We start from the raw sequence: 25598 nt of genomic DNA on the forward strand, positions 1-25598 counted from the left end.
TTGAACTGGCCCCTTCGCGGGCAAGCCCGCTCCCACAGGGTTGTGTGTTGCCCTAATCGTGTGACCGACTCAGTACCTGTGGGAGCGGGCTTGCCCGCGAAGGGGCCGCCAGCTTCAACGCAAAATAATCAGATGCCCCAACACCTGATGCTGCTCAAACCCCAACACCCCCTGCAACGAACTCAACACCGCCTGCGGATTCCTGCTCGGGAAGCTGCCACTGACCCGGCGTGCCGCCAGTTCATCGTTGAGCAACACAATCCGTCCCGGGTAATAGCGCCCCAGATCCCGCACCACATCGGCCAGCGTCGCCTTGTAGTAATTGAGCCAGCCCTGGCGCCAGGCCAACTGCGCCTCGCTGTCCACCGCGTGGAGATTTTGCGCCGAGCCTTCGCCGTAGGCGACTTGCTGGCCGGCGGTGAGGATTTGCTGTTCGGCATCCTGGTCCGCCGTCACCCCGACTCGCCCGGACAACACCGTGACCTGCGCTCCCCGAGGTTGCAAGCGGACTTCGAACTGCGTGCCCAGCACCCGTGCCTGGCCTTTCTCGGCGTCCACCACAAACGGCTCACCGGTGTGAGTAACGCTGAAAAACCCGGCGCCGCGGCGCAGTTGCACATGCCGCTCGCCGCGACTGAAATCCACGGCGATGGCACTGTCGGCATCCAGTGTCACCTGTGACTGATCAGCCAGGGTGACGGTGCGGATTTCCCCCGGTGCCGAGACGAAGTCCGCACCCAGGTCATCGATCCAGCGCGAGGGCTGCCAGCCTGTACCGAGACTGACCATCAGCAGCAGACACGCCGCCATCGCCAGCGAACCGGACCAACGCCCGACCGTGCTGCGCCGAGGCTTGTCCATGGCGTTGAGATACCTCTGCAAGGCCAGGGCATCTTCATCGGCGAGCGTGCGCGCCGGCCCTTCGCTCAGCTCCCACAAGACCTGCGCCCGGGCATAGGCCTCGGCATGAGCGGGATCGGCCTGCAACCAATGACTGAAAGTCGCCTGATCAGCACTGCCGGGCTGGTCATGCAACAGACTCAGCCAGGCCAGCGCTTGCTGCTCCTGAGCGGGCGTCGGGGTGACGCGTTCGAAGTGGTTCACGGTGCTTTCCCTGGCGTACGCGGTTCGGGTTCCCGAAGGCTGGCCTTGCAGGCTTCGAGGGCGCGCATCATATGTTTTTCCACGGCACTTTGGGACAAGCCCATGGCCTTGGCGATCTCGGCGTATTTACGGCCGTGAATGCGATTGAGCAGAAAGATCTGCCGCGTGCGCTGCGGTAACGCGCGCAATGCGGCTTCGACGTGACGCAGATCGTTGCCCGCCTCCAGCGCCGCTTGCGGTCCGCTGCCATGGCTGTCCGGTGAATCCACCAGCATGCCTTCGCTGGCCCGCACCCGCGTGCCTTCACTGCGCAAATGATCGATGGCGATGTTGCCGGCGCAGCGCAACAGGTAGGTACTGAGCTCCTCGACTTGCACCAGCGGCCGCCGCCAGAACCGCAGGAACAAATCCTGAACCAGGTCCGCTGCCGTCGCCTTGCAACCGACACGCCGACTCACCAGCGCTTCCATTTGCGAACGCTGGGAGAGAAACACCTGGAGAAAATGTGCACGGTCGCCGCGCGGTTGATCACGCTCGATATCGTGGGGGTCGGGTGGGAGAGTCATCATCGTTCATGTTTCGACCTGGAAACCGGGGAGGCCACGACAGCGTCAGGGGCCCGGCAAGGCCGCAATATTAATGATAAATATTCTCATATGCAAAAAGATCGGGTGCAGCCCTCTATCTCGCCCGTTGATTCACTACAGCCCATGCCAATGACCATGGAATCCAAAAGCCACCGAAACGAGAACGGGCCTGCAATGCAGGCCCGTTCTCATGGGAAGGTAAAAAGTGAATCAGGTGTCAGCCGTTAAGCGCCGCCTGTTCGTTTTCCAGAAACTCTTCTTCCAGCAGCTGGTCGGCATGGGCGCCACTCTCGATGGGCACCACATTTGCTCGTTTGCCGCGTAATTTGCCGAACATATGCTCCAGCGCATGTTCAAGTTTGGTGGCTGCTCCGTCGATCGCCTGCTCCATGGTGGAGGCTTTATGGGTGACGGAAACCGGTTGATGGCCTTTTGGCCGCGCCTCCAGCTGGCAGCGCATGTCGTGGGGACCCGGCTTGTCGCCGTTCTCGTCCCGCAGGTGAACCTCGACGCGTGTCAGGTCCTCTTCGTAGCGTTCGAGCGTGCTCTCAATGGTCGTACGTACCCACTCCTCCAGTCGTTTACTGCCTTGAATATGGTTATCGCTATTGACTTGGATTTGCATAGTTCATCCCTTATTTCAGCTAGCTCGCGAGAGGCCGGTCAGCTAAGCCCTTGGGCGTCATCACCGTGACCTCTTGGTTACACAATCGGTCTGTACGCTGAACAATTCAACCCCTAAAAAAAGATAAATGTTCAATCGCAAAAAAAGCCGGACAACCGGTAAAAGCGCTGTTAAGGTCGGGAGTTGGGTCGCCCTGCTCTTGCGTAACAATTGCTCACATTTGCTGCTCCCCCAACGGATGCAGACTGCGAAAAACCCCCGCCTCCTCCACCAACCAATCGTGCACCGCGCGCACACCCGGATGGCTCAATGCCCCCGGTGCGTAAAGCAGCATGTAGCGCTTGTGATTGGGCACCGCCAGGCCAAACGGCACGATCAACGCCCCGCGTTCCAGCTCATCATTGAGCAAGGTTCGTCGGGCAATTGCCACGCCCATCCCGGCGATGGCCGCTTCGATGGTCAGGTGATTGCGATTGAAGGTATGCCCGCGCCGCACATCCGCCCCTTCGAAGCCGATGGCGTTGAGGTAAAACTCCCATTCCGCATATTCGTAGCTGCCGCGCCAGGCAGTGATGTCGTGCAGCAAGGGAAAGTGCATCAGGTCTGCCGGACCGTGCAGCGGCGGACGCCCCCGCAACAGGCTCGGCGCGCACACCGGAAAAATCTGCTCATCGAGCAAGGCTGTGGATAACAGGCCCGGGTAGCTGCCATCGTTCAGGTCGATCGCCAGATCGAAGTCACCTTCATGCAACGGCACGCTGCTGTCCTCGGCCACCAGGCGCAACTGGATGTCCGGAAAACGCTGCTGCAAACGCGGCAGGCGCGGCGTCAGCCATTTGCTCAGGAACGACGGAATCGAACGCACCCGCAGAATCCCGCTGATCATGCCCGCATCCAGTCGTCGCAATTCCGCGTCAATACTGCCAAAAGCCTCGTTGACGGTAATGGCCAGGCGCTGGCCCTCAGCGCTCAGTTCCACGCCACGGGCACGGCGGTGAAACAAGCGAAAGCCCAGGCGTTCTTCCAGCTGGCGGATCTGCTGGCTGACGGCTCCCGGTGTGATGTGCAGTTCTTCGGCGCAACGGGTGAACGACAGGTGCCGCGCGGCACAGGCAAACACGTTCAGCCAGACATAGGTCTGGGCATGTAATTGACGGCTCATCGTTTAGTCCTGCTAAAGGATGTCTTAGGAAATTTCGTTGGTCACGTAGGACCTTGGCGGGCAGTATCGCCGACATAGCGCTTGTCCTACAAAAATGGCGGCGATTCCTCTTCCATTGCTTGTACAGGCTTTAGCATGGCTATCAGTGTTTTCGATCTCTTCAAAGTTGGCATCGGCCCGTCCAGTTCCCATACCGTCGGTCCGATGCGCGCCGCCGCGACCTTCGCTCAACAACTGCTCGAACAGGGTTTTCTGACGGACGTGCGACGCGTGGAGATTCGCCTTTACGGTTCCCTGTCGGCGACCGGCGTCGGTCATGCGACGGACCGCGCCTGCGTCATGGGCCTGATGGGCGAATGGCCCGACAGCATCGATCCCACCACCATCGACAGCCGTATTCACACCCTGCGCGAAACCGGCAAATTGCGTCTGGCAGGCGTTGCGGACATTGCCTTCGACTGGCAACACGATCTCCTGCTGCGTGACGAAAGCCTGCCCTACCACCCCAATGCCATGTCCATGACGGCTTTCGGTGAAACCGGCGAACTGTTCGAGCAAACCTATTACTCGGTGGGCGGCGGTTTCATCATCGAAGCCGCCGAAGCCGAGTCCGGGATCGCACCGGCCGGAGATGTGGTGCTGCCTTACGATTTCTCCAGCGCCGCCGAATTGCTCAGGCTGTGCAACGAGCACGGGCTGCGGGTCAGTGAACTGATGATGGCCAACGAGCGGGCGTGGCGTGGTGATACCGAGATCCGCGAGGGCCTGTTGCATATCTGGTCGGTGATGCGCGAATGCGTCGAGCAGGGCTTGCGTCACGAAGGCATCCTGCCCGGCGGTCTGAATGTTCCACGCCGAGCGGCAAAACTGCATCGCAGCCTGCAGGAAATCGGCAAGCCGAATGTCATCACCTCCACCTTGTCAGCGATGGAATGGGTCAACCTGTACGCCCTTGCCGTGAACGAAGAAAACGCGGCAGGCGGGCGCATGGTCACGGCGCCGACCAACGGCGCAGCGGGCATCATCCCGGCGGTGCTGCATTACTACATGAAATTCAATGCCGATGCGTCTGACGACGACGTGGTCGCGTTCTTCCTGGGCGCAGCCGCCGTTGGCATCCTGTGCAAGAAAAACGCATCGATCTCCGGGGCCGAAGTCGGCTGCCAGGGCGAAGTCGGCTCTGCCTGCGCCATGGCCGCCGCGGGGTTGGCAGAGGTGCTGGGCGCAAGCCCGGAACAGTTGGAAAACGCCGCCGAAATCGGCCTGGAACACAACCTCGGCCTCACCTGCGACCCGGTTGGCGGTCTGGTGCAAGTGCCGTGCATCGAACGCAACGCAATCGCCGCCGTGAAAGCCATCAACGCCACACAAATGGCCCTGCGCGGTGACGGCAAGCACTTCATTTCCCTGGACCGGGTGATCCGCACCATGCGCGACACCGGAGCCGACATGCACGACAAGTACAAGGAGACGTCACGGGGCGGACTGGCGGTGAACTGGGTGGAGTGCTGACCGTTTTGGTTGCACGCCCGCCGTTATTGCCCTGAAACGTGCAGAAAACGCGGCCCCCTGTAGGAGCGAGCTTGCTCGCGAAAAACCAAAACGCACCATGGGGTGTCTGGGTTTACGCGTTATCGTTGACGACCATCGCGAGCAAGCTCGCTCCTGCAGAACCTGTTCTTTGTCCGACAATTTTTCCGGCATGGGCCTTGCTACTTCCCTATTGGAACAATGATGGCGAGATGGCCGATGGTCTGGTGTTGCGAACTAATCCCGATATCGGCCGGTCAACAACTGCACGTTCAATCAGGCGGTGACGCATCATGGACAACCCTTTCCAGCTCATTACCGATGCCTTTGCAGCGGATTACCAGATCAACCTGAGCATTCAGGGCCTGGACGGCAGCATCATGCTGACCCTTTCCAACAGTGGGCGCGTAGTGGCCAAACGCATGATCAGCGCCGAACAACGCAATGACCCCCAACGCCTCAAGCGATTGGTTCAAAGCATTCAATTCGGCATTGCCATCGAACAGGGCCACAGCGCCGTGGCCATCCTCGAAGCCATGACCACCGGCAGCGGACGGAACTTGCCGCCCCCTCCCGTCAAAGGGCGGCTGCGCCCCACGCTCGGGCTCTAGATTTCGCCCTTCTCGACCTCTGGATGTTCACTGGAGCCCGCGCCGGTCTTGCGATGCGGATTTTCAATCTTCACCGAGGGAAATTGCGACGAAGCGTAACGCACCACCAGAATCGCAAACGCCAACAGCAGGATCCCGCCGCACAGGTAAATGATCCCCAGGTCCGGCGGGTTGTGGTGCGATACGTTGGAAATCAGCAGTCGCGTCAGCGCGGTAATCGCCACGTAGATCAGGAAGCGCACGGGCATGTGGTTGGTCTTGAAGTAAATCCCGACCATCGCCCCCAGTTCCAGGTAGATGAACAGCAGCAGGATGTCATCGATCTTGATGTGCCCCTCTTCGATCATCCCGAGAAACTCCATCACCGCCGCCCACGCGGTCACCGCACCGATGGCGAACAGCGCCAGGTAATGAAAGGTCTCGACGAACAGATTGCCCAGGGACTCGGCCAGTTCATGCACGCTCTGCCGCAGTTTCTCGGCCCAGTTGATTTTCACGATGATGCTTCCTTAGGTCGGTTCGACCGGATGATGCGGGTTGGACGTGACGGTTTTTCTGTATGCAGAAAAAAGGCCAGCCCATGATGGCGAGGCGTCCCGGATTGCGCGCCGTGGCGTTTGGTCGCACCTGTGCAGGGCCTCGCCTGACAAATGCCGAAACCGGACTACATTAAAAAGCCACTACCCAAACGACAGGGTTTCGCTTATCCTTTCGCTGTATATAGATACAGTAGTCGAAACCGACAACCAATGTGAAGGCATGTGAGGTGGTGAATGGCCGTCGAAGTGGTATACCGCAGCAGCCGAGATCTGGAGCGCTTGTTCATGGATAAAGCCGAAGCTGACCGTCATGACAAAATGCTCGAACTGGCCGAGTTGCTGGCTGAAGTGTTGCAAAAAGCCGTTCCGTCCCTGACCGAGCAGCAAGTGGAAGAAGCCGGGATCTACATGGCGAAGAATCGCGATGTGTTCGCCAAGGCGTTCAAGAGCCAGCCGGACGCCCTGTCCGAACTGCTTGCGGCACCTGTTGAAGTCGTGGAACCGGTTGTAGCGCCTGAGGTGGTTGAAGCCGCTGAGCCGATCACCCCGGCCAAGCCTGCCAAGGCCCCCAAAGCCGCCAAGTAAGCAAGGCCCAAATTGAACAGGCCCTGAGTCCGATGGAGTCAGGGCCTTTTTCATGTCCGAAGATCAAAAGATCGCAGCCTTCGGCAGCTCCTACACGGGATAACGTTCAACTTGTAGGAGCTGCCGAAGGCTGCGATCTTTTGATCTTATTATCGATACAGCACCTTTTCCGCCAACTCGTCCGCCACCCGGGCCGGCGAACGTTTTTCCGCCTGGGCGTGGGCAAACACCTCGGTCAGGCGCGAGCTGATTTTCGACAGGTGTGCGGTGATGGTCGACAGTTCTTCACCACGGTGCTTGAGCGACACATAGATCAACCCGCCAGCGTTGATCACGTAATCCGGTGCGTACAGGATACCGCGACGTTCCAGTTGATCGGCGACATCCAGATGCGTCAGCTGATTGTTCGCCGAGCCGGCCACTGCCGAGCAGCGCAGTTGCGTCACGCTGTGGCTGTTCAGCACCCCGCCCAAACCGCATGGCGCAAGAATATCGCAAGGCGTGCTGAGCAGTGCGTCGTTGGCGATGGGGTGAGCCCCGAGTTGCTCCATCGCCAGTTGCACCTTGCCGTGATCGATATCGCTGACCAGCAGTTCGGCACCGGCGGCATGTAACTGTTCTGCCAGGGCATAACCGACGTTGCCCAAGCCCTGAATGGCGACGCGCAGACCTTCGAGGTTATCGCTGCCCAGTCGCGCCATCGCAGTGGCGCGAATGCCGGTGAATACGCCCATCGCCGCGTGCGGCGCGGGGTCACCCGCCGAGGTGGTGCTGGTGACGTGTTGGGTCTGTTGGGCGATGCAATCCATGTCCGCCACTGAGGTGCCGCTGTCGATGGCTGTGATGTAGCGCCCGTCCAGCTGATTGATACAGCGCCCGAAGGCTTCGAACAGCGCGGCGCGGTTGGCCACATGAACGGGGCGAATGATCACCGCGACGCCGCCGCCCTGGGCCAGGCCGGCCAGTGCCGCCTTGTAACTCATGCCTTGGGCGAGGCGCACCGCATCCTCGACCGCAGATTCGTCGCTGGGATAGGCAAGATAACGACAACCACCCAGGGCAGGCCCCAGTCGGCTGTTATGAATGGCAATGACCGCCTTTAACCCGGTGACCGGGTCAACGCTCAGATGCAGCGATTCAAGGCGAGTACTTTGCATGAGAGCGAACATCGTCAGGCTCCCGAATCACTTCTTGTAGACGCCAGTATAGGCTTGCGCCCGAAAATTGCAGAAGCGCACCGGAATAAGCACGGCTGCGATGCAGGCTTTCGGAAATAACCGGAATTCGCTCTTGCGCAGCACTGGACGAATGCCGGAGAGGGGACTAAAACGAGGCATTGCCCGGAGATTTTGATGACCCCGCGCCAATCGTTCTTCGCCTGCCTGCAACGTTCACCGCCCGCGCTGTTCGAGGCGGCGCTATGGATTGCGGTCGAGCATGACGGTGAAGTAAAGCCCCAGGCGGTACTGGCCGACTTCCAGGAATTGCAGCAACGGGTCAGCGGTGGCTTGCCGATGCTGCCGGTCAGTGAACTGGCGCAACCGCTATTGCGGCGCATGAACGACCTGGGCTTCGCCCAGGACGACTTCACACCCTTGCGCCCGCAAGTGGCACTGCTCGACAAAGTGCTGGAGCGCCGACGAGGGCAACCCTTGACGCTGGGGTTGATTGCGCTGGAGTTGGCCAGGGGCCTGGAGATCCCCATGGTCGGGGTCAACTTTCCCGGGCATTTCCTGCTGCGGGTGCCGGGCTCCGATCATTTGCTCGATCCCTGCGGCGGCCGTCGCCTTTATCCGAACGATTGCCGAGAGTTGTTGCATCGCCAGTATGGCCCGGACATGAAGCTCAGCGCCGACCATCTGGTCACCGCCGAGCCAGTGCAGATGCTGCAACGGCTGTCGCGCAACCTGCGCCAGTTGTACCTCTCCCACGACGACTTCATCAATGCCCTGATCGACGCCGGGCGCGTCCTGGAACTGGGCAATGCCGGTACCGCCGACTATCTGGCCCGGGCCAGCCTGTACCAACGGCTGGACTGCCCGAACGCCGAGCGTTTTGATCTGGAGCACGCACTGCTGCTCAGCGACGATCCCATCCAGCGGATTCGCCTCACGGACCGGCTGGGGCATCTACCGCCGAATGCCATCGTTCATTAATCACACACCCCCCTGTGGGAGCGGGCTTGCTCGCGAAGAGGTCGTGTCAGTCACCAATTATGTGGCTGACACACCGCTTTCGCGAGCAAGCTCGCTCCCACATTGGGTCGGTGTGAACCGTTATGGCGTATCTGGCTGATTCGCCGGATGCGCCTGGATGAACGCCGGGTGCGTCGCCGCCAATGCCGCCACTCGCCGGATGCGTGGATAAGCCTCAAGAGAAACATTGAAGCGCTCGGCCGCGTACAGCTGCGGAATCAAGTAGACGTCCGCCAGCCCCGGCTCGGGGCCGAAGCAGTAACCGTCATCACCGATCAACTGCTCTACCGTGGCCAGCCCCTGGCCGACCCAGTGGCCGATCCACTCCACCACCTGCGGTTCGTCGTGACCCGACTGGCGCAGCCGGTTGAGCACGCTGACGTTGTGCAGCGGGTGCACATCGCAGCCGATCACTGCCGCCACGCCACGCTCATGTGCGCGGGTGGCGAGGTCCCTGGACAGCAGCGGCACCTGTGGATAACGTTCCTCCAGGTATTCGATGATCGCGGGAGACTGGATCAGCAACTCGCCTTCATCGGTACGCAAGGCCGGCACGCGGCCCTGTGGGTTGATGCCCAGATAAGGCGGCTGTCGATGTTCACCGCCCTGGGGTGCGATCAGGTTGACTGGCAGGGATTGATAATCCAGGCCCTTGAGCGCCAACGCGATACGCACCCGGTACGACGACGTCGAACGGTAGTAGGTATAGAGTTCCATGCCCCGCTCCTCTCAGCGCGCCGGCAGCACTTTGCCGCGGCACTCACCGAAACCGATGGAGGCGAAACCGTCGCGGCGGCAACGGCCACGCAGGATGACTTCGTCACCGTCCTCAAGGAACTTGCGCACCTCGCCCGAGGCCAGTTCGATCGGTTTTTTACCACCTTCGGTAATTTCCAGCAGACTGCCGAACTGACCGTTCTCCGGCCCCGACAAGGTGCCCGAACCGAACAGGTCACCGGCCTGCAACTGGCAGCCGTTGACGCTGTGGTGCGCGACCATTTGCGCCACGGTCCAGTACATGTGCTGTGTGTTGCTCAGGGTCAGGCGATGGGCCGGCAGGTTCTGCTCGCGCATGGCCTCGGTGAGCAGCAGCACTTCCAGTTCGATGTCGAACCCGCCAGCGGCCTGATCGCGCTTGTCGAGCAGGTACGGCAGCGGCTGCGGATCACCTTGCGGACGTGCAGGCTGGGCACGGCGGAATGGCTCCAGTGCTTCGGCGGTGACGACCCACGGTGAGATGCTGGTGATGAAGCTTTTCGACAGGAACGGCCCCAAAGGCTGGTATTCCCAGGCCTGGATATCCCGTGCCGACCAGTCGTTGAGCAGGCAGAAACCGGCGATGTGATCGGCGGCGTCGCCGATGGCAATCGAGTCGCCCATGTCGTTGCCCTGGCCGATCCAGATGCCCAGCTCCAGTTCGTAGTCCAGGCGCGCACAAGGGCCGAACGTCGGTTCGCTCTGACCGGCCGGCAACGTCTGGCCTTTCGGACGACGGACGTCGGTACCGGACGGGCGAATGGTCGACGCACGACCGTGGTAGCCGATTGGCACGTACTTGTAGTTCGGCAGCAACGGGTTGTCGGGACGAAACAATTTGCCGACGTTCTGCGCGTGCTCGATGCCGACGTAGAAGTCGGTGTAATCATTGATTTTCGCCGGCAGGTGCATCTCGCAATCCGCCGCCAGCGGCAGCAGTTTTGCGCCCAGGGCTTCGATCTTGCCGTGCAGGGTGCTGCCCTCGGCGAACAGTTCCAGCAAACGCTCGCGCAACGCGACGCGAGCCTCACGCCCCAGTTCGAAGAAGGCATTCAACTGACCGCCAAGGGTCGCTTCGACCGCGGCTTTCGCAGCGCCATCGAACAACCCGGCCTCAAGGGCCGCTTGCAGGTCAAAGATGTGTTCGCCGATGGCCACGCCACTGCGCGGTGCCGAGCCGTTGAGGCTGAACACGCCCAGCGGCAGGTTTTGCAGGGGGAAATCCGCATGGCCGTTAGCGGATGCAACCCAGCTGCGAGTGATGGAAGTCTGCGTCATGGGTTATCTCCGGGTCGGGTCGAAAGTGGCGGGCAGCGTAGCCCAGCAGGCATCGTAAGTGTTTTGCAGTTGCGGGCAATCGAGGGCGAAACGGCTCGGACGCAATACCTGGCTGGTCTCGAACATGAATGCCATGGTGTTGTCGATTTTCGCCGGTTTGAGGTCAGCGTTGATCGCTTTGGTGCACGTCTCTCCGTCGGGACCATGGGCGCTCATGCAGCTGTGCAGCGAAGCACCGCCGGGCACAAAGCCTTCGGCCTTGGCGTCGTATTCGCCCTGGATCAACCCCATGAATTCGTTCATCAGGTTGCGGTGGAACCACGGCGGACGGAAGGTTTTCTCGGCCACCATCCAGCGCGGCGGGAAAATCACGAAATCGAGGTTGGCCAGGCCATGAACGCTGGTCGGCGAGGTCAGGACGGTGAAGATCGACGGATCGGGGTGATCGAAACTGACGGTGCCGATGGTGTTGAAACGGCGCAGGTCATATTTGTATGGCACGTTGTTACCGTGCCAGGCAACCACGTTGAGCGGCGAATGATTGAGCTCGCACGCCCACAGCTGGCCGAGGAATTTCTGTACCAGCGTGGTGGGTTGTTGCAGGTTCTCGTAGGCCGCCACCGGGGTCAGGAAGTCCCGCGGATTGGCCAGGCCATTGCTGCCAATCGGCCCCAGGTCCGGCAGACGCAACGGCGCGCCATGGTTTTCGGCGACATAACCACGGGCCTGCGGGTCGAGCAGTTCGATGCGGAATTTAAGACCGCGTGGCAGCACGGCAATTTCCAGCGGCTCCAGTTCAAGCACGCCCAGTTCGGTGGCAATGCGCAGGCGCCCCAGTTCAGGCACCAGCAACATCTCGCCGTCGGCGTTGAAGAACACGCGCTCCATGGAACGGTTCGCGCGGTAGTTGTAGATGCTGATACCGGCCGGCTTTTCTGCGCCCGAGTTGGCGGCCATGCTCACCAGGCCGTCGATGAAGTCGGTCGGTTCGGCGGGAATGTCCAGCGGGTTCCAGCGCAGGCGGTTGGGGGTCACCTCACCCAGCGGGCCGCCAGCCAGTTGCCGATCGAGTTTGATGAACGCCGGATGATTGGCCGACGGCTGAATGCGGTACATCCACGTCCGCCGCGCCTCGCTGCGCGGCATGGTGAACGCTGTGCCGGAAAACAGCTCGGTGTAGAGACCGTACGGGGCTTTTTGCGGGGAGTTCTGGCCGACAGGCAGTGCGCCGGGCAAGGCTTCACTGCTGAATTCGTTGCCAAAGCCTGACAGGTAGGCCAGCGCTGGCATCGTTGAATCGGGGTTCATGGAGCCTCCTGAACAGGGAGTCGGCAGTGGCCGCTCACTCTGTTGCAGAGGTCGAGGCACGCCTGGGTTATTTTTATCGTAATTTGATTACGCATAACGTAATTTGATTGGTATTGACCGTCAAGCTATAAAGACGCCCATTCGTCCCGGGATCCCAGCCACCATGGAAAAAACCAGCGACAACAACGGTAAACAGAAAGTCCGCTCGGCCGAGGTTGGCACCGACATCCTCAAGGCTCTGGCCGAGTTGTCGCCTTCGACCTCGCTGTCGCGCCTGGCCGAGCACGTGCAGATGCCGGCGAGCAAGGTCCACCGCTATTTACAGGCGCTGATCGCCAGCGGATTTGCCGAACAGAACGCAGCGACCAACCATTACGGCCTGGGCCGTGAAGCCTTGCGCGTAGGGTTGGCAGCACTCAACAGTATGGACGTGCTGAAAGTCGCCGCCCTGCCCCTGGCCGAGCTGCGTGATGACTTGAACGAAACCTGCTTTCTGGCGGTATGGGGCAATCAGGGCGCGACCGTGGTGCACATCGAGCCGGCAGTGCGTGCGGTGACGGTGGTGACCCAGCTGGGCTCGGTGCTGCCGCTGCTCAGCTCTTCTACGGGACTGGTATTTGGCGCCTACCTGCCGAAGCGCGAGACCGAGGATTTGCGCGCGCAGGAATTGCAGTCCCACGCAGCCCATGTGCTGGCAGACGATCAGGCCTACGCGGCCCAGTGCGAACAAATCCGCGCACGCGGTTTGCACCATGTACATGGTTTGCTGCTGCCAGGGGTGGATGCCTTGTCGGCACCGGTGTTCAACGCGATGGGCAGAGTGGTTGCCGTGCTGACCGTGGTGGGGCCGACATCCTTGTTCCATGCCGATGAAAACGGACCGGCGGCGCAGCGCCTGTTATCTGCCAGCCGTGCGGTCAGTTGGCGCATGGGTCATGAACCCGCCGCCTCCGCGACCTGACTGCCACACCTGTGCCAACCAGGCAGGGTTGGCATGCCTTTAATTCATTCCAAAACCAAAAACCAACACTTACCAAACCTGCATTATCAATCCCAGCTTCTTCGCCATGGCAACTGCCTGTGTGCGTCGCTCCACACCCAACTTGCTGTGAATGCGCCGGGCATGGGTTTTCACCGTATGCAACGAAATGAACAGTTGTTCGGCGATTTGCTGATTGGAGTTGCCTTGGGCAATCAGGTCCAGTACTTCAAGCTCTCGCCCGCTCAGCAAACAGACATCGGTGTCCGTATCGACCACTGACGCCGTCCCCTGTAGACGACAGATCAGTCCCGGCTGGCGCAAATTCAAATCACGCAATGCCTGTTGCCCATGACTACGCTTCACCAAGGCCAGGCCGGCCTCCAGCGCTGCATGGGCCATGTCCGGCTCATCCGTCAGGTCCGCCACTTCACAGATTGCCAATTGCAACTCCGTTTCCAGCGCCAGCATGGCCTGTTGTTGCGCCTGCTTGAGTAACGCCTTGAGACGATTCAATGGACTTTGCGCCAATTGAAGTTGAGTCTCGGCCAACACCAACTGGTATTCGATACGCGCAATCAGTTGCAGCGTGGCGGGTGGTGCCTGGCGGGCATGGGCCCCGCGATAATGACGCAAGACTCGGGTCAGCGCTTCCCGGGCCAACTCCGGGCGCCCTTGTTGCAGCCAGAAATGACTGCTGATTTGCAGCAGTACGCTGCGATAAACCGTGTCGGGGATCTGCCGTTGCTGCATCAACCGTTCGGCTTCGCGCAGACGATCAAACGCTTGGGCATAATCGCGCTGGTTGGCGGCCATCTGCGCTTGCCCGAGAAAGCCATACAACGCGTGCTTGTCCTGGCTTTGCAGGCAGTCCTGCAGGCCGGACTGGAAGAAACCGGCGGCCAGCTCATCTTGTCCCTGACAGAGGGCCAGTCGTCCTCGGCGCAGGGCAATTCGCCCCAATAGCGGCGTCGGTCGATCAGCCTCTCGAGACAACAGCGCAACCGTATCAGCCAACAAGCTCTCGGCGCGTCGGGGCGCTCTGCGCATCTCCAGCAACTGCGCGTGATCGAGTTCAAGCAGCCCTTCGAACAATAGCGAGCCTTGGGCGCGCGCCAGGCACAGTGCCTCGCGATTGAACGTCTGCGCCACATCGAGTTCGGCGTTGAGCAACGCTTGCTGGGTCAGTCCTGACAGGCACAACACTCGCGCCGGCCAGGCATCGACGCTCAACTCGGCCAGCGCTTCGAGAAAGTGTCCGCGAGCCGCCTCCATACGGCCTTGCAAATGCAGCAGCCAGCCTTTTTGCGCCTGCCAGCGTGCCAACAGTTGCCGTTGCTGCGCCTGCGTAGGCTGCGGGGTAAATCGTGCCAGTTGCTCGATGCACGCGGCGGCAGGATCGAAACGTCCGGCAAACAACAACGCCGCGCTGACCAGCCCGACCAATTGCGGCGTAACAAGGGTCAGCTCAGCCTGTTGACGCTCGTGGAGTTTCAACAACAGGCAGACATTTTCGCGCCGGAACAAATGTTCGAGGCTGAAGTGCTGCAACAGACTGACCGCCACTTCGAACTCCTGCGCCAACAGCGCCTGCTCGAACGCACCTTGCCAGTCCTCTTCGGCGCTGAACCATTGGCACGCGCGGCGATGCCAGGATCGCCCGGCCGGGGTCGGCTCTTCCGCCATTGCCCGGGCCAGTGGCTCGAAGATCCGCAACCACTCGACGGAGTCTTCCCAAGGCTCAATGAAGCAGCCCATGTCCTGCAACGCGTGCAGCCACTGCGCGCCCTCACCCGTACCGAAAAGATGCTCGCACAGGCTGGCGTTGAAGCGTGGCAGATGAACCAACACCTGCCAGACCTCAACCAACTCCGGTGGCAAGGTGTTGAACAACTCGTGCTGCAGATAATCGAGCAACGTTGCCGAACGCTCCTGCTCAACCGGCCACGGGCAACCATTGAGCAACGCAATCCGCACACCGGCGCACCAACCACCGCTGCGCTCAACCACCCTTTTGGCGGTCTGGGCCGCCAGGGTCGGCTCGACATGACCGAGCAACTGCCCGACCTCGGCCTCGGTAAACGCCAGCGCCCGGCCTTCGCACTCGTACAACTCATCATCAAGCAGCAGCCGCGGCCAGTTGCAGGAGGGTCGACGACGGGAGCCCAGCAACCAGGTCAGCGCCGGGCTGGCGACGGCCAACAGGCGATCGAGCATCCGGTCGAGTTCCGGGTTGGGTGCACGGCAGTAATCATCCAGAAACAGCCAGGTCGGGGTCTGTAATCGGGCCAGATGCGCCAGCAGCCCGGGCTCATCCGCCGAGGGCAGATCCAGCGCTTGCGTCAGTCGCAATAGAAAATCGGCAGCACTCAACGACTCCCCCGCCAGCGGCAGCCAACAGACCCGACAGTGCTTCGGCGCCCGCAGCAGGCATTCGCTGAGCAACGCGCTCTTGCCACTGCCGGGCGGTGCGCAAAGCAACTTCACCCTCGCGGTCGACACCAGCATGGGCTCGATCAGCCGCTCGCGGGACAGATGATGAGACGACAGTCGGGGCACAAGGCCTGGGCGGTCCAGACAGTGCGTCATTGCAGTCATTGTGATGCGCCTTTTTTATAATTCTGGCGCCACCCTAGACCTCTCCCGAGCGCTTGTTGAAGAAGTATTCAACACACTGATCGTCCCCTATAAAAAAGGTGACCGCAAAGTCACCCTTTTGTGTAGGAGCCTGTAGGAAACCTACCTGACCCCCGTGCTACGCAAGGCTGCTGGTGTGTAGTCCCCCGCTTTTGCATCGATGTTGAATTCGAAGCTGCGCTTTTCTTCGTTCTTCATTCCCAGTGCGATATAGCGACCGGCAATCAGGTCATACAGCGCTTCGACGGTGTAGGCCGGCACCTGGTGATCGTAGTAGAACTGGGCATGCCCTTCGGCGACGCGCCAGAGCTGTCCACGCCCGTCGTAATGGTCGGCCAGCGCCACTTGCCAGCTGTCTTCGTCGATGTACATGTGGCGCTTGGCGTACACGTGCCGCTCGTTCGGCTTGACCGTGGCGACGACTTCCCAGACCCGGTGCAACTCATAGCGGGTCAGGTCCTGGTTGATGTGCCCGGCCTTGATCACATCGGTGTACTTGAGGTCTGGCGAGTCGAGCTTGTAGCTGTTGTAGGGGATGTACATTTCCTTCTTGCCAATCAGCTTCCAGTCGTAGCGATCCGGCGCGCCGGAAAACATGTCGAAGTTGTCGGTGGTGCGCAGGCCATCGGATGAGGTGCCGACACCGTCATAGGCGACCTGTGGCGCACGCCGTACCCGACGCTGGCCGGCGTTGTAGATCCAGGCCTTGCGCGGTTCCTTGACCTGATCGAGCGTCTCGTGAACCAGCAGCACGTTGCCCGCCAGCCGCGCCGGTGCGGTCACCTCCTGCTTGAAGTAGTTGAGCACGTTATCGTCGCTGCCCGGTTTCAGATCGCTGAGCAACGACGGTACGGCAACTTCGTCCTTGAAGCGGATCACCGTGAAGTCACCATTGGATTGCGGCGTCGCCTGGGTGATGGTGCGACGCAGATTGCCGCCGTGGAAACGGGTGACGTGGTTCCAGATCACTTCCACGCCATTCTTCGGAATCGGGAACGCGTAGTAGCGATTGCCGGTGAAGTTGGCCAGACCGTTACCGTCGTTGATCGGCGTTACGTTCAGTGCACTGCGCTTGGCCGACTCATAGATTTCTGCCGGTAACGCCACGGTGCGGTGGCTGGGATAGACCGGGATCTTGTAAGTCTCGGGGTAGCGCTTGAACATCGCTATCTGGCCGTCGGAAAGCTTGTCCTTGTACTGGTCGACGGTCGCTGCGGTGATCACGAACAATGGCTTTTCGTTGGCGAACGGGTCGGCCAGGAAACCTTTGCTGTCCACCGCGCCAGCGTTTTTCGGGATGCCACCGGTCCAGGCCGGAATCGAACCATCGGCATTGCCGGCCTTCTCGGCTCCGAGCGGTGTAAGGCTGGTGCCGAGCTTGCTGGCTTCCTCTGGCGACACCGCGGCCATCACGTTGGCGGCCAGCAACCCGAGGGTCAGCACGCCCAATTGCAACATCATCTTGCGCATCGAAATCATCCTTATCAGCCGGGTCAGAAGTTCATACCAAAGCTCAACGCCACGAAGTCACGGTCGGTGAGGACGTTGTAGTCCCCGCCGAAAAAATCGGTGTAACTGAGGCTTGCGGTATAGGTGTTGCGATAGTCCGCATCGACACCGAGGCTGATGGCCTTGGCGCCTTCGTTGAACAGGCCGTTGGGGCCATAGCCGGAGACGTCGTGGGACCACGAGAGATTGGGCCTGACGTTGATCCCGGCGATGAGGTTGTTGTAGTCGAGGATGGCCCGAGCGCGATAACCCCATGAAGTCGAGGTCACGAAGCCGTCGGTATCGCCGCCGAAACCATATTGGCCATACACCGAGTCGCGGCCGTAGCGCAACTTCGTACGTGCTTCCAGGCCACCGACCCGAACCACCGCCGCCTCACCCACCAGCGTCAGGCGATCGGCACCGGCGACCTGATCGATGAAGTGCGTCAGGGTGCTCTGGATCTGCGTCACCTCCTTGCGGCGGTAACCTGTGTTGTCAGCCCCCGGTGACGTGGCGATGGGCGACGCCGCACCGCCTGCAATCGGATTGAGCATGGCCAGGGTCAGGTCATTGGTGTTGACCTGCACCGGGAGGTTGGGGCGGTAGCTGATTTCCCCGCTCCACGCAGTGCCGGTCGATAAGGTGGTGGCGAAGCTGGCGCCGTAGAGGCGGATGTCCTCCGGGTATTCGAGGTAATACTGGCCGCGACCGAGCATCACACTCTGGGCCAGGGCTGAACCGCTGCCGGGGGCGATTCGGTTGGCGGCGGCGACGATTCCCGGAAGGCTTGCCAGCGTGCTGAGCCCGGCGGTGGTGGTCCCGACGTTGGGGCTGCGGCTGTGATAATTCATGAAGTACAGGCCGTACTCAGTGTCGTCCCCCAGCCAGCGCAACGCCGTACCCCACTGTCCGGAATCCCGGGCATCACGGTCGCCGCCACGGGGAACGATCACGCCCTCTTTGCTGACCTCGAAGCCCTGGCCAAAGGCAGCCGCAATCGGCTGCAAGGGTGCAATGGCCGGGCTGGCGACGGTGTAGCCCTTGTTGCAGCCATCGGCCACCACATCGACACCAAAGAAGGTGCCGCAGTTATCGACGACCGTCTGATCCCATTCCAGTTGATAGAAGCCTTCCACGGTCAACTTCTCCGTCAGGCCCTGGGAGGCGAACAGCATGTTGACCGGGATCAGGCCCTCCTTGATCTCGGCTCCAGGACGACGGAACGCGGACACGTCGACCGGATTGATGCTGTTGATCGAGTTGCCGATGAAGGTGCTCTCCCCCCAACTGACCACCTGCTTGCCGGCACGCACCGTGCCCGGCAAATCGGCGAGGGAGTAGTTGTGATAGACGAATGCGTCGAGGATTTGTCCGCCTGAAGACTTGGCGCCTTCTTTGCGATTGTGATCGCTGATGTCCTTGAATGGGCGGCTTTCATCCTTCAGCTCGAAGTCGTACCAGTACTTGCCACGCACAAACGCGCCGGTGTCGCCGTACTTCAGTTCGAGGTCGTGAATACCCTTGAAGATCTTCGAGAAGGTTTCACCTTTCTTGAAGTTCAGGCGCCCGTCGTCACCGGTCGAAGACTGACCGGAACCGCCATTGACGGTGCCTACCAGAGCATCATCCGCATCCCGCATGCCCCAACTCGCGCCGACCGACAATGAGGAGTCGAACGTCCCCTCGATTTCCCCGATGCTGAACGAAATGGCCTGAGCCTGGGCACAGCAGCCCAATGCGACCGCGGCCGCCAGCGCCTGCGGTGTGAAGATGGCGCGCATTGTTGTTTTTGTCATGCGTCTTCCCCGGTGAGTGACAGAAGGCGTCACCCTACTGCCGGGCATCGGGATCGATAAGCGCACCAAGGAGGTATTCGTGGTGTACCTCTAAAGGATGACTGGCACAGGGTCATCACCCGGACGTCGAGCAGCCGAATCCTGACTGTTGCCGGGGCTGCAACAGTGCATGTCGGGAATTGGTATTTTTCCTACAGCAACGAGGGCTTATTCTTACCTGGCTGCCACGGAGCCTGCGCCGTGACTGAAAGATTTCAGATGAATCGAGGATTCGGTTCATCACTCCGTGTTCACTGACGTTGATTTGTAGCTCCTGATCCAACGTCTTACTTTGGCCGCTGCGTTTGCAGCGGCCTTTTTTATGGGCCTCATTTTCAGCGCGGGCACGGTCCCCAGCAGGAACTGGCTTGTCGGGTCGCCGCATCGCAGCGATGGTCGTTAACGATAACGCGTGTGAACCGGATACACGCGGCGCACTGGAGTCCATCGCCAGCAAGCTGGCTCCTACAGGTATTGCGTGAAAAACGACGCGGACGCGGTCCCTTGTGGGAGCTGGCTTGCCAGCGATGGTCGTTAACGATAACGCGTGTGAACCGGATAAACGCGGCGCACTGGAGTCCATCGCCAGCAAGCTGGCTCCTACATTTCTTTCAGAAAGCAACTACAAGCATAGGTAAACATCTATCGCACTCGGGCCATTAAGTTGACCAGCAAGTCGGCGAACAACCTTGATCTTCGTCCGACTGCAAACTTACTTATTGCGAGTGCAACCATGAAGCCCATCGACTACAACAAGTATCGCTCAGCCAGAAGCTTCAACAGCCGAATACGCTTTCTGATTCTTCATTACACCGCCGCTAACTTCTCAAATTCTGTCAGTGCCCTGACCGGCCCGAATGTCAGCGCGCACTATCTGGTTCCGGATATCACCGACCCCAGCTACCTGAAAGCCGGTTATACCGGGCAGGAAGTGTTCAACCTGGTGGATGAAACCCATCGCGCTTGGCATGCGGGCGTCAGTCAGTGGGGTAACCGTAGCAATCTAAATGACACGTCAATCGGCATTGAGGTGGTCAACCTGGCGACTGACAACAAAGGCCAATTCACCTTCCCGCCGTATCACCCCGAGCAGATTGCCGCGATTGAACTACTGGCGCTGAACATCCTCAAGCGCAACCCGGATATCACGCCGACGCAGGTGTTGGGCCACTCCGATATTTCAATCGGCCGCAAGAGCGACCCGGGGCCAATGTTTCCCTGGCAGGCGCTGTACCTGAAAGGCGTCGGCGCCTGGTTCGATGAAGCCACTCGGGACCAGTATCTGAGCCAATACACCACATCGGGTGTTCCAGGCCGAAGCGAATTGCTGGGGCTGTTCAAGTCCTATGGATACGATGTTTCGGGCGCCTCGTCGGAAGGTGGTTTTCAACAGTTGGTACGGGCATTCCAGATGCATTTTCGCCCGGAAAAATTTGACGGGAAAATGGATGCGCAGACAGCCGCCAATCTGAAGGCACTGGTATTCAAATACTTTTCCGGCTGATCGATGGCAAACAATTTTCCAACCGACAGATGCAGCCACCGGCAAGGTCAGTCAATGTGACCTTGCCGGCAATGTCAGAGCGAATACTTCTGCAAATTCCCCATCATTTCCTTCAGCGCTTCGATGTTGTCCTTCGGATGCGCCGCACCTTCGAAGTCGCAAATCTGCTGCCAGTGCGCCGCCACGTCTTCCGGTGAGAAGCCGGCCCGTGGATCGAACCCGACACCGAGGCTGCGTTCCCAGCGGACCTTGCCCATCCAGCCACCGCCGACCTCGAACAAACCGGAGGTTTCCTGGCAGTTCTCGCTGGCCAGGTACACCACCAACGGGCTGACCAGTTCCGGCTTGAGCTGTTCGAAGACTTGCGGCGGGATCAGGCCTTCGGTCATGCGTGTGCCGCCGGTGGGGGCGATGGCGTTGACCAGGATATTGTTCTTGCGGCCTTCGATGGCCAGGGTGCGGGTCAGGCCGTAGAGACCGAGCTTGGCCATGCCGTAGTTGGACTGGCCGAAATTGCCATAGATACCCGAGGTCGACGCGGTGAAAATCACCCGGCCGTAGTTCTGCTCGCGCATATGTGGCCAGGCGGCACGGGTGACTTTGTAGGCACCTTCGACGTGGACGCGGTAAACCAGATCCCAGTCGGCGTCTTCCATTTTGTGGAAGGTCTTGTCACGCAGGATCCCGGCGTTGTTGACCACCACGTCGACGCGACCGAAGACGTCCAGGGCGTGCTGGACCAGTTTGTCACCGTCAGTGACCGAATCGTGGTTGGCCTCGGCGATGCCGCCGGCCTCGCGAATGTCCGCTACCACGCGGGCGGCGGCCGAGGCGCTGGCGCCTTCGCCCTGGGTCGAGCCGCCCAGGTCGTTGACCAGAACCCTGGCGCCCTGTTTGGCGAACAGCAGCGCATGCGCCCGTCCCAGGCCGCCACCGGCACCGGTAATGATCACGACTTTATCTTCGAAGCGCACAGGCTCATTCATGGGGGGACTCCAGCAGGCCAAGGGACGATGAGTCCGAGTGTCCGGCACGGCGCAGCGGGTCACAATCAATACGGGGGAGGCTGAATGGTGCGCGATAAGGCTGGGGGATGATGATCGCGTCAACAGGTTGCGCGGCCCTTGTGGCGAGGGAGCTTGCTCCCGTCGGGTCGCGAAGCGGCCCTGAGGCATTCAATCCGGGACACAGGTTTTACGACTGCTTCGCAGCCGAACGGGGGCAAGCCCCCTCGCCACAGAAGCAGAGCAGGTTCACGCTGCGAATCAGGAGCAGGCGACTTTGCGCGGAGGGGAAAGCAGTTGATCGCGAAACGCCAGGTAGTGCCTGAGGACCTCGCAAGGTGCCTCGATCTGCGGGTAGTGACCGATGTCGGGCAACACCACGGTGTCCGCATCCGGGATCAGTTCCCGGTAACGCTCGACCATATGCACACCGGAGATCGGATCGACCCCGCCATCGATCACTCGCAGCGGCACTTCACCGCGCTGCATCGCGCTCACCCACCGGTTGCGCCAGACGCGTCGCTCCGGGATGTAGGCGATCAACTTGTGCATGATCCTTGGCCCACGCTGGCATTCGACCAGGCTCCAGAAGTCATCCATCTGGCTTTCACTGGGACGGGTTTGCGGGCCGAAAATCTGCCGAAAGCTTCTCACCAGGCCATCACGGCTGAAGGCGCGGCCAATCATCCAGCCCAAAGGGCTGAGCAAGAGCTTTTGCATCAATACCGGGCGGTGGGTTTCCGGAAACAACCCGCCGTTGAGAAACACACAACTGGCCAGCTCCACCCGCGACTCGTAATGCCGGGCCAGCAGTTCCTGGGCCACGCTATCGCCATAGTCGTGGGCGAACAGGTGCACCGGCTGCTCGACATTCAGGTGCTCAAGCAGTGCCTGTTGCAGATCCGCTTGCTCCAGCAGGCTGTATTCGTGGTTCGCCGGTTTGGCCGAGTCGCCGAAGCCCAGCATGTCGCAAGCGATCACGCGAAAGCGCTGGGTCAATGGCTGCCACAGGTAATGCCAGTCCCAGCTGGCGGACGGAAAACCGTGAATCAGCAACAGCGGCTCACCCTGACCCGCCGTCCAGTAACGGATGCTGTGGCCACGGAACACGAACGTCTGGCTGCGTTTGCGCCAGACACACAGAGGAATCTCGGCAAGTGCCATCAGAGTTTATAACCCGGGTCCAGTTTATCGAGCTTGCGCAGCAGCGCCGGCCACGCCAGCGCTCCGCCCATTCCTTGAGCACTTCTGGTGACACCCGCGATCATGGCTTTGGCGCCGGCCAGAATCTGTGGTTCGATTGCAATCAGTTCAGCCGCACCGTTTTGTGCCATGACCTGAATGTCGCAGGCACGCTGAAAGGTAAACATCATCAGGAACGTATCGGCGATGGTGCTGCCGCAGGTCAGCAGACCGTGGTTATGCAGCATCAGGAAATTGTTTTCACCGAGATCGGCCTGCAGCCGCACCTTCTCTTCATGGTTGAGCGCCACACCTTCGTAGGCGTGGTAGGCCAGGCTGGAAAGCACGAACAACGACTGTTGGCTGATCGGCAGCACGCCCTGCTTCTGTGCCGAGACCGCCACCCCTGAAGCCGTGTGGGTGTGCAGCACACAAACGACATCGTGACGCACTTCATGCACGGCGCTGTGGATGGTGTAACCCGCCGGATTGATCTCGTAAGGACTGTCCATCAGCTTGTTGCCGGCCTGATCCACCTTGACCAGGCTCGACGCGGTCATTTCGTGAAACATCAGCCCGAACGGGTTGATCAGGAAATCTTCGGTGCCGGGCACCTTGGCGGAGATGTGGGTAAAGATCAGGTCATCCCAACCATGTTGGGCAACCAGACGATAACAGGCGGCCAGGTCGACGCGGGTCTGCCACTCGGCAGCACTGACCTGGTCTTTGACACTGTGTGGCGATTGGATGGGAGCGACAGTCACGGCAAGAAGCCTCGGTGTTTTTATTATGGAGTGTTTCCTATGTTCACCGAGTCTAGTCAGCCCTTGGGGTTCGTGTAGTTGCATTGGCAGCCAGCTTGGTGACCCTACGAGTCAGTCGCCCTGCCACCCATGGATCCCTGTCAAACGACCGGCGCCCGCGATGGTCTGACAGGCAGTTTTTTACCGTACTGTCAGAACCCTGACTGGCATGGATATCGGAGTAACGTCAGGTGCGCAGTGCGCTGATCAGGTCCGCCAGCCAGGGCTCGGCGTCCGTCTCTGGGGTCACGCTCTCGCTGGCATCCAGGCGCAGCATCGGCAGCACTTCGCGAATGCCCAGTTCACCGAACAATTCGCGCATCAGCTCGCCGCCGCCACAAAAAGTATCGCCATAACTCGCATCGCCCAATCCGATCACCGCCCCCGGCAAACCGCGCCAGGCAGCTGGCAATTGGTCACGAATGGTCGAATACAGTGGTTGCAGATTGTCCGGCAGCTCACCCATGCCGGTGGTCGAGGTCACCGCCAGAAAGGCTTCTGGGCCAAACGCCTGGACGTCGGCGAGGGTCGCACGCGGGTTATGCCAGGTTTCGAAACCGGCGGCTTTCAACAGGCTGGCGGCGTGGCGGGCAACTTCTTCGGCCGTGCCGTACACCGAGCCGGAAATGATGGCGACTTTCATCAATCTGATCCTGAATCCGAGTAAAAGACCCGGATATTAACACCACAGTCGTGATTATTCTTTTAGAATGCAATTGACAATCAATCAGGAAAGGATGCTCCGATGATTAATGCTCAACTGCTGCAAATGGTGATCAATGCCTCCAACGACGGCATCGTGATTGCCGAAAAGGAAGGCGATCAGGACAAAATCCTCATTTACGTCAACCCCGCGTTCGAACGCCTGACGGGGTACTCCAGCGAAGAGATCCTCTATCAGGATTGTCGCTTCCTGCAGTCGGGGGACCGCGACCAGGAAGCCCTGCCATTGATTCGCGACGCCTTGAACCGAGAAGGTTCCTGCCGGGAAATACTGCGCAACTACCGCAAGGACGGCACACCGTTCTGGAATGAGCTGTCCCTTTCAACGGTGAAAAATCCGGCGGACGGGCAAACCTACTTTGTCGGTGTGCAGAAAGACGTCACCGTGCAGGTCAAGGCGCAACAGCGCGTGGCACAACTGGAGGGACGGGTGGCTGAACTCCAGGCTGAGCTTGCTGCGCTCAAGGCGACGAACGGCGCAAACGAAACTCAGAATTAATGGTCAGTAATTACAATCACCAATGACTTTGTAATTATATCTTTCGAGCTGGCCATGCAACGTGACGCACTCCTGACCCAGGATGAGCTGGATTTCATCCAGACCATGCAACACAACCCGCAACTCAATGTGCGGGATGCGACGTCGAGCCTGCTCGTCAACGGTGGATCGCAAATCCGTGACCTGCTCACCCGCCTGGCGGCCCATGAGCAGGTCACCATTCAAGCCAGCTTCGAAAACCAGCAAATAACCTTCCCCCTGCACCTGGTGGAAGACGAGTTTCATGCGATGCATTTGCGTCTCGGCGTGCCGAGCATCTATGAAGACGGGCCCATGGTCCGGCCTTGGCGTCTGGTACTGGACGAGCCGGTAGCGCTGGAAAACGCCCAGGGTCAACCCGGCACCCTGTGGGTACACGAAGTGTCGTGCAAAGGGGTTTTGCTGGAGGTTCGCAACAAGACCAAGCCACCGAAGCATTTCGCCTTGTGGTTCAGCCCCTCAGGCTATGAGCGGATTGCCGTGCGCGGCACCTTCGAGAAAGAAAACGAACAGGGCTTCTACGCCTATCAACTGAACCAGAGCGATACGGACGAAACCGAGCGTCTGCGTCAGTTCATCCTGCAACAGCATCGTTTGACTCATCCAACGCTGCATCTCTGAA

23 protein-coding genes and 1 pseudogene are annotated in these 25598 nt (G+C 60.2%); 8 read left to right on the top strand and 16 right to left on the bottom strand.

From position 1 onward, the window contains the following. Positions 1–114: 114 nt before the first annotated feature. The 4 genes from BSF40_RS16345 to BSF40_RS16360 all read right to left on the bottom strand — a co-directional run bounded on the left by BSF40_RS16345 (position 115) and on the right by BSF40_RS16360 (position 3478). Positions 115–1104, bottom strand: coding sequence for a FecR family protein (locus BSF40_RS16345; protein WP_095965847.1), 990 nt, complete (start codon positions 1102–1104; stop codon positions 115–117). Next, positions 1101–1673, bottom strand: coding sequence for an RNA polymerase sigma factor (locus BSF40_RS16350; RefSeq protein WP_095965848.1), 573 nt, complete (start codon positions 1671–1673; stop codon positions 1101–1103). Before BSF40_RS16350 ends, BSF40_RS16345 begins: the two co-directional genes overlap by 4 nt. Before the next feature lie 235 nt (positions 1674–1908). Beyond that, complete coding sequence (locus BSF40_RS16355) at positions 1909–2316, bottom strand: HPF/RaiA family ribosome-associated protein (protein WP_007970346.1); 408 nt, start codon at positions 2314–2316, stop codon at positions 1909–1911. 214 nt (positions 2317–2530) lie between these two features. Then, complete coding sequence (locus BSF40_RS16360) at positions 2531–3478, bottom strand: LysR substrate-binding domain-containing protein (RefSeq protein ID WP_007970343.1); 948 nt, start codon at positions 3476–3478, stop codon at positions 2531–2533. A 135-nt stretch (positions 3479–3613) separates the two neighbouring features. Here BSF40_RS16360 and BSF40_RS16365 point away from each other — a divergent pair, with 135 nt between their 5' ends. Continuing rightward, positions 3614–4990, top strand: a complete 1377-nt coding sequence (locus BSF40_RS16365) for an L-serine ammonia-lyase (RefSeq protein ID WP_095965849.1) — start codon at positions 3614–3616, stop codon at positions 4988–4990. 311 nt (positions 4991–5301) lie between these two features. Beyond that, positions 5302–5619, top strand: a complete 318-nt coding sequence (locus BSF40_RS16370) for a DUF3509 domain-containing protein (protein ID WP_095965850.1) — start codon at positions 5302–5304, stop codon at positions 5617–5619. On the opposite strand, the gene BSF40_RS16375 is transcribed toward BSF40_RS16370, so the two are convergent. Then, a complete protein-coding gene (locus tag BSF40_RS16375) occupies positions 5616–6116 on the bottom strand; it encodes a phosphate-starvation-inducible protein PsiE (RefSeq protein ID WP_015093539.1) in 501 nt (166 codons plus the stop codon). The genes BSF40_RS16370 and BSF40_RS16375 overlap by 4 nt on opposite strands. A 276-nt stretch (positions 6117–6392) precedes the next feature. Here BSF40_RS16375 and BSF40_RS16380 point away from each other — a divergent pair. Beyond that, positions 6393–6632 (top strand): annotated as a pseudogene (locus tag BSF40_RS16380) (YebG family protein); the annotation flags it as partial. Positions 6633–6892: 260 nt separating this feature from the next. Here the strand turns inward: BSF40_RS16380 and BSF40_RS16385 are convergent. Beyond that, on the bottom strand, positions 6893–7912 hold the full coding sequence (locus tag BSF40_RS16385) for a Glu/Leu/Phe/Val dehydrogenase dimerization domain-containing protein (protein ID WP_007970336.1): 1020 nt from the start codon (positions 7910–7912) through the stop codon (positions 6893–6895). Positions 7913–8095: 183 nt separating this feature from the next. Here BSF40_RS16385 and BSF40_RS16390 point away from each other — a divergent pair, with 183 nt between their 5' ends. Continuing rightward, entirely contained in the window at positions 8096–8899 is an 804-nt protein-coding gene (locus BSF40_RS16390) for a SirB1 family protein (RefSeq protein WP_095965852.1), read from the top strand. A gap of 120 nt (positions 8900–9019) precedes the next feature. Here the strand turns inward: BSF40_RS16390 and maiA are convergent, their stop codons facing one another. From maiA to hmgA, 3 genes are read right to left on the bottom strand one after another with little or no spacing between them, the layout of a single operon-like run. After that, positions 9020–9655 carry a maleylacetoacetate isomerase gene (gene maiA / locus BSF40_RS16395; protein WP_095965853.1) on the bottom strand — a complete coding sequence of 212 codons (636 nt, stop codon included), beginning with the start codon at positions 9653–9655 and terminating at the stop codon, positions 9020–9022. A 12-nt stretch (positions 9656–9667) separates the two neighbouring features. Beyond that, positions 9668–10972, bottom strand: coding sequence for a fumarylacetoacetase (fahA, locus tag BSF40_RS16400; RefSeq protein WP_095965854.1), 1305 nt, complete (start codon positions 10970–10972; stop codon positions 9668–9670). A gap of 3 nt (positions 10973–10975) precedes the next feature. Further along, the gene (gene hmgA / locus BSF40_RS16405; protein ID WP_095965855.1) at positions 10976–12280 is read right to left on the bottom strand and encodes a homogentisate 1,2-dioxygenase; all 1305 of its coding nucleotides are present in this window, start codon (positions 12278–12280) and stop codon (positions 10976–10978) included. A 163-nt stretch (positions 12281–12443) separates the two neighbouring features. Between hmgA and BSF40_RS16410 the strand changes: the two genes are divergently transcribed. Next, complete coding sequence (locus BSF40_RS16410) at positions 12444–13241, top strand: IclR family transcriptional regulator (protein ID WP_095965856.1); 798 nt, start codon at positions 12444–12446, stop codon at positions 13239–13241. 69 nt (positions 13242–13310) lie between these two features. On the opposite strand, the gene BSF40_RS16415 is transcribed toward BSF40_RS16410, so the two are convergent. The 3 genes from BSF40_RS16415 to BSF40_RS16425 all read right to left on the bottom strand — a co-directional run bounded on the left by BSF40_RS16415 (position 13311) and on the right by BSF40_RS16425 (position 19183). Then, positions 13311–15857 (bottom strand): LuxR C-terminal-related transcriptional regulator, encoded by a 2547-nt coding sequence (locus tag BSF40_RS16415; RefSeq protein WP_095965857.1) that lies wholly within the window; start codon positions 15855–15857, stop codon positions 13311–13313. A gap of 141 nt (positions 15858–15998) precedes the next feature. Continuing rightward, a complete protein-coding gene (locus BSF40_RS16420; protein WP_095965858.1) occupies positions 15999–17366 on the bottom strand; it encodes a DUF1329 domain-containing protein in 1368 nt (455 codons plus the stop codon). A gap of 23 nt (positions 17367–17389) precedes the next feature. After that, positions 17390–19183 carry a DUF1302 domain-containing protein gene (locus BSF40_RS16425; RefSeq protein WP_095965859.1) on the bottom strand — a complete coding sequence of 598 codons (1794 nt, stop codon included), beginning with the start codon at positions 19181–19183 and terminating at the stop codon, positions 17390–17392. Between the two features lie 772 nt (positions 19184–19955). On the opposite strand from BSF40_RS16425, the gene BSF40_RS16435 reads away from it, so the two are divergent. Then, positions 19956–20726, top strand: coding sequence for an N-acetylmuramoyl-L-alanine amidase (locus BSF40_RS16435; protein ID WP_095965860.1), 771 nt, complete (start codon positions 19956–19958; stop codon positions 20724–20726). Between the two features lie 74 nt (positions 20727–20800). Here BSF40_RS16435 and BSF40_RS16440 read toward each other — a convergent pair whose 3' ends face one another. The 4 genes from BSF40_RS16440 to BSF40_RS16455 form a co-directional block, all read right to left on the bottom strand. Continuing rightward, the gene (locus tag BSF40_RS16440; protein WP_095965861.1) at positions 20801–21712 is read right to left on the bottom strand and encodes an SDR family oxidoreductase; all 912 of its coding nucleotides are present in this window, start codon (positions 21710–21712) and stop codon (positions 20801–20803) included. 279 nt (positions 21713–21991) lie between these two features. After that, positions 21992–22894 carry an alpha/beta fold hydrolase gene (locus BSF40_RS16445; RefSeq protein WP_095965862.1) on the bottom strand — a complete coding sequence of 301 codons (903 nt, stop codon included), beginning with the start codon at positions 22892–22894 and terminating at the stop codon, positions 21992–21994. After that, positions 22894–23676: a class II aldolase/adducin family protein gene (locus BSF40_RS16450; protein ID WP_095965863.1), complete on the bottom strand. Its 783-nt coding sequence runs from the start codon at positions 23674–23676 to the stop codon at positions 22894–22896. The genes BSF40_RS16445 and BSF40_RS16450 overlap by 1 nt, the downstream gene beginning before the upstream one ends. Before the next feature lie 226 nt (positions 23677–23902). After that, entirely contained in the window at positions 23903–24358 is a 456-nt protein-coding gene (locus BSF40_RS16455; RefSeq protein WP_095965864.1) for a flavodoxin, read from the bottom strand. Between the two features lie 102 nt (positions 24359–24460). Between BSF40_RS16455 and BSF40_RS16460 the strand changes: the two genes are divergently transcribed. Both BSF40_RS16460 and BSF40_RS16465 read left to right on the top strand, forming a co-directional pair. Next, entirely contained in the window at positions 24461–24937 is a 477-nt protein-coding gene (locus BSF40_RS16460) for a PAS domain S-box protein (RefSeq protein ID WP_095965865.1), read from the top strand. A 54-nt stretch (positions 24938–24991) separates the two neighbouring features. After that, positions 24992–25597, top strand: a complete 606-nt coding sequence (locus BSF40_RS16465) for a hypothetical protein (RefSeq protein WP_095965866.1) — start codon at positions 24992–24994, stop codon at positions 25595–25597. The last annotated feature ends 1 nt before the right edge of the window (position 25598 follow it).

Source organism: Pseudomonas sp. ACN5 (assembly GCF_002303975.1).
Classification (GTDB): Bacteria; Pseudomonadota; Gammaproteobacteria; order Pseudomonadales; family Pseudomonadaceae; genus Aquipseudomonas; species Aquipseudomonas laurylsulfatiphila.

Bases quoted from the DNA above. Each gene is read 5' to 3' on its own strand.
- BSF40_RS16350 (WP_095965848.1), bottom strand. From the start codon at position 1,673: ATGATGACTCTCCCACCCGACCCCCACGATATCGAGCGTGATCAACCG.
- BSF40_RS16355 (WP_007970346.1), bottom strand. From the start codon at position 2,316: ATGCAAATCCAAGTCAATAGCGATAACCATATTCAAGGCAGTAAACGA.
- BSF40_RS16360 (WP_007970343.1), bottom strand. From the start codon at position 3,478: ATGAGCCGTCAATTACATGCCCAGACCTATGTCTGGCTGAACGTGTTT.
- BSF40_RS16365 (WP_095965849.1), top strand. From the start codon at position 3,614: ATGGCTATCAGTGTTTTCGATCTCTTCAAAGTTGGCATCGGCCCGTCC.
- BSF40_RS16370 (WP_095965850.1), top strand. From the start codon at position 5,302: ATGGACAACCCTTTCCAGCTCATTACCGATGCCTTTGCAGCGGATTAC.
- BSF40_RS16385 (WP_007970336.1), bottom strand. From the start codon at position 7,912: ATGTTCGCTCTCATGCAAAGTACTCGCCTTGAATCGCTGCATCTGAGC.
- BSF40_RS16390 (WP_095965852.1), top strand. From the start codon at position 8,096: ATGACCCCGCGCCAATCGTTCTTCGCCTGCCTGCAACGTTCACCGCCC.
- maiA (WP_095965853.1), bottom strand. From the start codon at position 9,655: ATGGAACTCTATACCTACTACCGTTCGACGTCGTCGTACCGGGTGCGT.
- fahA (WP_095965854.1), bottom strand. From the start codon at position 10,972: ATGACGCAGACTTCCATCACTCGCAGCTGGGTTGCATCCGCTAACGGC.
- hmgA (WP_095965855.1), bottom strand. From the start codon at position 12,280: ATGAACCCCGATTCAACGATGCCAGCGCTGGCCTACCTGTCAGGCTTT.
- BSF40_RS16410 (WP_095965856.1), top strand. From the start codon at position 12,444: ATGGAAAAAACCAGCGACAACAACGGTAAACAGAAAGTCCGCTCGGCC.
- BSF40_RS16415 (WP_095965857.1), bottom strand. From the start codon at position 15,857: ATGACTGCAATGACGCACTGTCTGGACCGCCCAGGCCTTGTGCCCCGA.
- BSF40_RS16420 (WP_095965858.1), bottom strand. From the start codon at position 17,366: ATGCGCAAGATGATGTTGCAATTGGGCGTGCTGACCCTCGGGTTGCTG.
- BSF40_RS16425 (WP_095965859.1), bottom strand. From the start codon at position 19,183: ATGACAAAAACAACAATGCGCGCCATCTTCACACCGCAGGCGCTGGCG.
- BSF40_RS16435 (WP_095965860.1), top strand. From the start codon at position 19,956: ATGAAGCCCATCGACTACAACAAGTATCGCTCAGCCAGAAGCTTCAAC.
- BSF40_RS16440 (WP_095965861.1), bottom strand. From the start codon at position 21,712: ATGAATGAGCCTGTGCGCTTCGAAGATAAAGTCGTGATCATTACCGGT.
- BSF40_RS16445 (WP_095965862.1), bottom strand. From the start codon at position 22,894: ATGGCACTTGCCGAGATTCCTCTGTGTGTCTGGCGCAAACGCAGCCAG.
- BSF40_RS16455 (WP_095965864.1), bottom strand. From the start codon at position 24,358: ATGAAAGTCGCCATCATTTCCGGCTCGGTGTACGGCACGGCCGAAGAA.
- BSF40_RS16460 (WP_095965865.1), top strand. From the start codon at position 24,461: ATGATTAATGCTCAACTGCTGCAAATGGTGATCAATGCCTCCAACGAC.
- BSF40_RS16465 (WP_095965866.1), top strand. From the start codon at position 24,992: ATGCAACGTGACGCACTCCTGACCCAGGATGAGCTGGATTTCATCCAG.